Source organism: Vibrio sp. T13N (assembly GCF_032970445.1).
Taxonomy (GTDB): domain Bacteria; phylum Pseudomonadota; class Gammaproteobacteria; order Enterobacterales; family Vibrionaceae; genus Vibrio; species Vibrio diabolicus.
In genome coordinates, this window is record NZ_JAWJYE010000031.1 from 1 (window position 1) to 7549 (window position 7549).

Genomic DNA, 7549 nt, shown 5'->3' on the forward strand with positions numbered 1-7549 from the left:
ATACCAATGAGTATGGCAGAAAATCTGAACAAGTATGTATAAGCTTAAGTTCTTTAGGCACTATTTATGAAAAAAGGAATAATATTAAAAAAGCTAAAGCGTATTATGATGAGGCTTACAGTATAAGCCTTGAATTATTCGGAAAAAAACATCCATCAACTATTACCCATTTGAGTAATGTTGCACTAATAAATATTTATTCCGATCCTAAAAAATCAGAAAAAATATTTAAAGAGGTTCTTAAAAACCGTATTGAACAGTATGGTGAAAGCCACATATTAACAGTCACAACACTGGTGAATATTGCGAGTAGTTACACACGTCAAAACAAGCATCTAAAAGCAAAAAGAACTTTAATTAGAGCACTTAACATTGCTGTTGACACTTTAGGAGAGTTGCATCCTGATACTTTACGAGTTAAACATAATTTAGCCATATCAATGTATGATTTAAAAGAAGGGAAAGAAGCTATTTCAATTATGTCAAAAGTTGTTGAGGACAGGGTGAAAATATTCGGACCTGACTCTCCGATTACTAAACTAAGTAAAACATCTCTATCAGAAATGGACGGGACAAAATCTATTAACATGATTAGGGCAATTATGAGTGAAATGAACTCAGTGAGATAGATGTTTTACACCAAAGATTGCTTATCAGTTGATTAATCGCAATGTTAGAGCAGACCAGATCTTGCAGTTACTTACTTTTCGATGGTAGCCCGTTTAAAACTGATTTTTCGACAAACCAAGACCGTCATTTGCCTGTAGAGTATGAAAAAGCAATATGATAGAGAGCCAGTTAGCGTCTAACCAGCCAGTGGCGATTCACTGAAACAGACGCCAATGATGCTTTAGAAGTTCAGCATAAGACAGGTTTTCTCAACTTGCTGGGTAAAGACATTGAGGAAAACTGCCAGAACCTAGTAATCGTCACACCTGTGCTCAAACAGTCAATGGACGAGATCATCAGTGACTGCAAAATCGACTTCAAGGGAGGGTTCTAGTAAACCTAACGTGCTCAATCAAACTAATTGCAAATCATATGAGTATTCCTGCCAACGCGCTTCAAATCTCGAATCGCCGCACACTCCGTGGCGATTCTCAAAGGTCTATCAGAAAGAATTGTATTGTTCAGAATATCGATATCGCAGCGATCAGTGTGTGTAAATTCGATCACCCCGTATGGAGTTTTGAATACACCTTTTCGACCAGTAGTCATTACTGTCAGACGATCAATCGGAATCTGAGAAATTACGCCATATTCTGAAAGAGCGGATTCAAGCGAGATGTAATTGTATTCACCACGACGTAGACTTTTAGCCACATATTCAATGGTATAGCCACCTTTGTGGCGACTTAAAGCAAACACGTAAACTCCTCGACAAGCTCGTTCTAGTACCCCAAACTTGATTAAACGCGGTAAACTTTGCTTAAAAGCTTCTTCACTGTCATCAAAAAATACTCTTCGCAAGTTGCGCTTGGTATATACGTAAATGCGTTGCCCATCAAATTTATGCAGACGTTCTAACGCCGTTTGAATATCCATATTGTTAAGTTTACTAAGTAGACGACATGAGTAACCATAGCATACTTTAGTGTCCACTTGATGAGTCATTGACAGCATCACAAATGGAGTCAGTTTCTTCTAAAAAGTACGTAAGCTGCTTTTCAAGTTCATGATTTACATGCTTAAGTTCTGAGATATTAGATTGAGACTCATGTAACTTACTCTCTAAGATTCGATAATTTACTGAAAGATCGGTATATTCATCCTGGACAGTGCTTAACTTATGTTCAGAATTGTCCAGTGCCTCTGTCATTGACTGTAGTTTAGACGAACTTTCAGTTAGTTTGATACAAGTGCTCTCATAGCGTTCTGAGAGTTCAGTCAGCTGAGACTCAAGCCTTTCCACATCGTTAAGTGCGTATTCTCGTTGTACTGTTAGTGCTGAATGCGCTTTCTCGACTTTTGATAGACTGGCTTGGAGTCCCCAAATGGTATCTTGCTGGTTTTCTAACCTGTCATTTGCTTGATTGAGTGAACTCGTAAGTTGACTGATATTTTTTAATAACTCAGATTTCTCGTTTTGTAATTCGACTAGCTCAGATTGCAGAGCTTCAATTTTCTCCTCTAGTTGATCATTTGCATCTGTAGCCCGTTGAAGAGTCTGTTCCATATCCGAAGCTTCACCTTCAGACTGCTCTTTTTGTTTGATCGCGTGTTGGCTGATTGCCTCTGCTTCTCTAATACGTGTGTAAGTAATTGACTCAAAATGTGTATGAATACTGTCATTCATAGCGATAACAATATCTCGAAGTGATGTAGAGATATCGTATTCCTTTCTTTCGAGAAGCTCCTGAATTTCCGCTGGTAGCTCATATGAGGTTCTTACTTGAGTTGTCGCTGATGGGGTATCATTTTGTGCTTCTGGAATCCTACCGTCAGCAATGAGCTTTTCCAAATCAGCCTGAATTGAGGAGGTTTTTCCTCGTTTTAAATACTCTCTAATTCGCCACCCGCTGGGCTTCTTGCCTAGGCTAATCAGCTCATTAGCGGTTTGGATGAGGTCTTCATCAGTGTAAGTTTTCGGTCTTGCCATGCTGTTCACCATTATTATTGTTTTTATGAAAGTTAGTAAGTTAGTAAGTTAGTAAGTTAGTTAAGAACTTAACTAACTTACCTTTCAAACGTATCGTTTTCTGACTTTTCGTCGGTCTTATTGCGCTCAAAAGTACTTTTGCGCAGTTCTACTGATTCCAACAGTACCTTTGCTTTAACCTGCATGCTTGGTGGCAGGTTCAACATATCTCTCATTGCGTTATCTAAGAATGATTCAACCATCCGTGCTTGACCTGATTCTTTAGCTTTCAAACCCAAGAAAACTGACTGACAGAACTTGCTTAAAGGACGGATGATGTCATCTTTTAAGCTTTGAACTAACTTTTCTAAAGCGTGCTTTTCAGCACGCAATTGAACGATTTCTTTTTTCTCAGCAGAAATATCTCGGCTATTTTGCCTTTTTAGTTCATTGATCATTTCGTTTTCGCCTGTAGAAATAGCAACTTGCGTTTTAATATCGTCTAGTTCACTTCTTCCAGCTTCAATATCACTCGCGAGTTCCTTGCGTTGTATTGCTTGTCTTTTGAGCAAGTAGTTATTTAAGTTGTTTTTCCTCTGGCTTTTCGGAAGTTTTGCTTGCTGATCCATTTCTTTACGCTGCTTTGTTCTCCTTTCTGTTTCAGTAGAAAACTCAACTAACAACCCCTTTGAACGACACAAATGCTTATTCGCAAAATCCTGAACCATTCGTTGAAAGTAATGCCCAAAGTCTTGTGTCTCCTCACGTGTCAACTTTGAATCATTCGGAAAGAAATCCTTTACCCCTGTAACTTTTTCTATGTATTCGCTCACAATTTGTATTTGACGTTTGTGAAGATCAAATTTGTAGGTTTTCTGATTCAAAGCAGATAAAAAATAATGCGTGTGGCACCCTGTGTTTTGGTTTTTATCCCGTTCATCGTCATGGCAAATAATTGTTTTAATTTCATAGTCTGGGAAATAATGCCCAAGAAATAGTCGAGTGAACTCGATATAATCCGAAGCACTCACCAAATCACTACCAACCTCCCATCGGTGAGGGATCTTAAAAATCCCTTCTTGGATGAATATGTTATTGGTCGGCGCTCTGTGTTGTAGTTGATTGTGAGCGTTCAGATAAGTCTCTAGCATCTTGAGACGCTGTTTCTTGCGCTGCATTGTCAAAAGAGAAAACTTCTGAATAGAGGAGTACGAAACATGACCATCAGTTTCTAAAATACTCTGCAAAAACTTAGCAGCATCCGTGTTACCACTTTTGATTTCACTATCTATTGCATTTTTCATTTTTCGGCGATACTGGCGCTGCTGTGTTTGAAGCTTTGATTGGTTGTGAATACGTGGCTGTGGAACAATCTTATACAAGAGTTCAAGCCGCTCAGCTTCAGTCCAAGATTCTATTGGAGAAATATGGTTGTTTATCCACATGAAATTGTGTTGACTTAGCTCCTCGTTCCACTCAAGTTTCTTGGATATTTTGGCATTAGTTGGAGGAGCAATCCGCAGTGAATGCGCAAGAGAGTGTTCGCATTTCACACGACTTTCTGTAGTTGAAGAGTAATTCATTCGTCGGTGGAATAGTCTGATTGTTCTCATTCTCGACCTCCCTGAGGTCGAGTTAGAGAGTCAAGAGAGCCTTCTCTTGCCCGCAGCTTCCGTGCATCTTTTGCGGAGCAAAAGTGTGACGGAAGCGTAGCGGGTTGCCATGTCGTCACATTTTCAAAATGTACGACTTTATGTTTGTTCTCAATGGTCACCGTGCTCATCTGTCGCTCTCCAGCATGCCTTCAAGAAGTTGAATGAGCTGTGGTTTGGACTGAAGTTTTTTCAACAGCACTAACGAAGAGTGAGGAACAGCAGGTAAAGTCACTGTTGGCTTTATTTGCGGTAGGCCGAATATCTCTTGAAGGTGTTGCGCAGCCTCACTCGCGTAGTTTGGTGAATCTTCACGAATCCATCGACCATAATGTTTGTCGATCATTGTTGTGCTTTTATGCCCCATTTGAACCGCGAGCCAGTCTTTGCTGATCCCTGCCGTTAGGCACTGGGAAGCAAATGTATGACGTAGCTGACCAACACCTCTGTGAGCCACACCCGCTTGTTCTAGAAATTTGATGAAGAATCGCTCAGTGAATTCTTTAGCATCAGTAAAAGGTTGATTCGTTTTCGTATTTAAGAAAATGAAACTGACAGAGTCTTTCGTGAATGTTTTATTGTCGCATTCAAGAATATTGATTGTTTGTGGGCGGCGCTTTCCTGTCAGTTTCAGCTGCTCTTTCAATAGTTTTAAAGCAAGTGGATTTAAATCAACTTCACGTACAGAACCTTTCGTTTTCGGGCATTTATAAATGTTCAATACACAAGCTCGACGGACATAAAGCACTTCGCGTTCCCAGTTTATATCTTGCCAAGACAACGCTATCAGTTCACTGATACGAAGACCTGTCAGCAGATTCAGCATTGCGGCATTCTGTCCCTGGGTGCAGACATTCTTGCACTCATGCATCCGTGCTAATTCCTTTTTTGTGAAAGGGTTTGGCTCAGGATCCACAGTTTTGAAGTTCTGTACGCCTTTCATCGGATTTCTGCCAATTACGCCATCACGTACTGCTTTCAAAAATATACGACGTAAGATTGTCAGATGTTCGTTGATGGTTTTGTTGCTAAAGCGCTCGTGCCAACTTACTAGAAGCGTATTAATCTGAGAGTGGCTAACTGCATTGATAGGGAACTCTCCTAATGCCTCGTTTATATTCTTTGCTCTGCTGAGGTCGGAGGCTAATGTCGAGGGAGCAGCACAATATTTTCTCTCTATGAGATATGCGTCGATGTAGTCTTTTACAGTTGGTGACTTTGTAGTTGTAATAGTTTTCATAATATTTTCCGTTTTTTATCGAATGCAAGTCATTCGTCAAAACGGAAGTTACGGCTAAAAACCACAGTCGTCAACATCGTAAAGCATTGAAAATTAAGAATAAAATATTTACTTTTGATGTGAGTTTTCAATAATAAGAAACAACCGATATCGATTTTGCGATTATTTTTCAAACCTATACGCATTGAGCTTATCGAGATTTTTGAGCTAGAAAATTTTTTGAAAAAAATGCTCCGCTCGGTCAAAAAATGACCAGTTAATTGGTTGGTAGGGGAAGATTGTGGTGAGTAGCAATCTCTAAAATGCTAAGACGATTGGATTTGGTTTAATGGACTGAAAGACATGTTTGGTGAACTTTAGTCACTTCCCGAAGAGGGAGACAAARTTTAGATATCATAGCGTATGGACTAGCTTCCTTTTGCCCCATTTTCCATTAGAGTAAAACCTCATTCACATTATGCTCATCGAAGTTTGTCATACCTAAGATAATGAGAAAGACAAAAGGTAAGAGCTGACTCTGTAGTTGCTCGTATGGAGTTCAACATGTTTATGCTTGCTCTAACTACTGCATAATGTCAAAGCCCGTGCTCATACTACTCATTGGGTTGAGTCATGATGCTGTTCCGACAGTTTAAAGGATAAATTTAAGTTCTGTATAATCAATCATATATGTGCCAATTCACAGTGTAAGTGTGTCTAGTTGCGTAGTAATATGCTTTAAGTCAGGTAATGATGAACTAAAGTGGAGCGACAAATGTACTTACAAAGTTTAAAGATTGAAAATTTTAGAAAATTTGGTGTTGAAGACAACATTGTTGAATTTGTTACCCCCTACACCAACAAAGCCTTTAAAAAGCAAGATATTAAAGACTCAGTCTCTAGTGCTACAACTTTAATTGTCGGAAAAAATAACGCAGGAAAGACAACTATAACAGCAGCATTGCAACAGGTAATTTTAGATGAAAAAATATCTGGGTATAAGTTTAATAATATTTACTTAAACAGTATTTTTGATATGCACCTCGGAAAGTCTGACTTTCAAGATAAATCTCCTAAAATGACATTTACCTTTACCATCGGCCTCGATGTCGATCCCGATGTATTTGCTGTAAATAATATTAGTGACTTTATTCGTGTAGATGAACTAGAAAAAGAGAAGAAATCGGCTGTTATTGAAGTTAGATATGAGGTTAAAGAAGAAACCAAATATAATGAAACTGTTCGAGTTAGTATAGAAAACTGGAAAAAAAAAGGGTTAACTGAAGCTCAGATGTTCCGAGAGTATATAAAACTGTTGTCAAGTAATATTGATTTTACAAAGAAACTATATGACTCTAATCAAGACGAGGTTTTAGGTGCAAACATTAAATTAAGTGATATAGTTGACCTTAAAGTAATTAAGGCCAACCTTGATGACGGAAATCGAACACTTTCTACAACATTCAATAAAATTGTTAAATACAAACTTAATTCAGCAGATCAATCTGAAAACAAAGGTAGAATTGACGACAAAATATATAGTATTAACTCTGATATAACTGGCATGGTTGGTGGGCAACACGACGAAACGGTCAATAGTGTTGTTTCAAAAGTGACTGATGAAAGTAAAATGAAAGTTCACCTACAGTCTGATTTAACATATGAGTCCATGTTTAATAATTTAATAAATTATGAGTTTATGGAAAATGGCTACTTTATTCCAGAAGATCAATTTGGCTTAGGCTATAAAAATTTAATGAAGATTATTGGTCAATTGATAGATTATATGGAGCAGTATGATAATGATGATATACATCACAAAATTAACTTAATATGTGTAGAAGAACCAGAAAATTATATGCATCCTCAAATGCAAGAGCTGTTTATAAAGAATATTGATGATGCAATCAGCGTGTTAATGAATAAGACAAAGAAAAATATTAATAGTCAACTTTTACTTACAACACACTCATCACACATATTGAATAGCAAAATCCATACATCTGGAACATTTAATAACATTAACTATATCTCTGTGGGGAAAGATAAATGTTCGAATGTTATTAGGTTAAGTGATTCAAGAATTGCTAACATAGATGT

At 37.9% G+C, this 7549-nt stretch carries 6 protein-coding genes; 2 read left to right on the plus strand and 4 right to left on the minus strand.

The genetic code is table 11. The annotated features are described in order from the left end of the window. The coding region (locus R2S67_RS22225) for a tetratricopeptide repeat protein (RefSeq protein ID WP_317347103.1) at positions 1 to 629 on the plus strand (629 nt) is incomplete at its 5' end. A 397-nt stretch (positions 630 to 1026) separates the two neighbouring features. Here R2S67_RS22225 and abiEi read toward each other — a convergent pair. The 4 genes from abiEi to R2S67_RS22245 form a co-directional block, all read right to left on the minus strand. Then, entirely contained in the window at positions 1027 to 1545 is a 519-nt protein-coding gene (gene abiEi / locus R2S67_RS22230; RefSeq protein WP_029787252.1) for a type IV toxin-antitoxin system AbiEi family antitoxin, read from the minus strand. Between the two features lie 46 nt (positions 1546 to 1591). After that, positions 1592 to 2599 (minus strand): hypothetical protein, encoded by a 1008-nt coding sequence (locus R2S67_RS22235; RefSeq protein WP_317347105.1) that lies wholly within the window; start codon positions 2597 to 2599, stop codon positions 1592 to 1594. A gap of 77 nt (positions 2600 to 2676) precedes the next feature. Beyond that, entirely contained in the window at positions 2677 to 4191 is a 1515-nt protein-coding gene (locus tag R2S67_RS22240) for a hypothetical protein (protein WP_317347107.1), read from the minus strand. Positions 4192 to 4357: 166 nt separating this feature from the next. Beyond that, positions 4358 to 5470, minus strand: coding sequence for a tyrosine-type recombinase/integrase (locus R2S67_RS22245; protein WP_025500921.1), 1113 nt, complete (start codon positions 5468 to 5470; stop codon positions 4358 to 4360). Positions 5471 to 6224: 754 nt separating this feature from the next. On the opposite strand from R2S67_RS22245, the gene R2S67_RS22250 reads away from it, so the two are divergent. Continuing rightward, positions 6225 to 7549 (plus strand): AAA family ATPase (locus R2S67_RS22250; RefSeq protein ID WP_317347108.1); only part of this gene is annotated, 1325 nt, incomplete at its 3' end.